Here is a 304-nt window from a genome sequence, read left to right as displayed (position 1 = left end):
ACCTCCCTGTCAGACGAGTTCGGGATCGAATACCCGATCTTCGGTTTCACACCGTCGGAGCACGTCGCCGCTGCGATCAGCCGGGCCGGCGGTATGGGTGTGCTCGGTTGCGTCCGGTTCAACGAGGCGGAAGAGCTCGACGCCACCCTGGACTGGATGCGCGAGAACACCGACGGCAAACCGTTCGGCGTAGATGTGGTGATGCCGGCGAAGATCCCCACCGAGGGGTCGCAAGTCGACCTCGATTCCATGATCCCGCCGGAGCATCGTGCATTCGTCGAGCGCACTCTCGACGATCTGGGAG

General features: G+C 63.5%; 1 pseudogene. It reads left to right on the top strand.

The features are described 5' to 3' along the window. Positions 1 to 304 (top strand): annotated as a pseudogene (locus tag IO33_RS0142270) (nitronate monooxygenase); the annotation flags it as partial.

This window comes from Streptomyces durhamensis (genome assembly GCF_000725475.1).
Lineage (GTDB): Bacteria > Actinomycetota > Actinomycetes > Streptomycetales > Streptomycetaceae > Streptomyces > Streptomyces filipinensis.
This window is presented reverse-complemented; position numbering and strand designations above follow the sequence as displayed.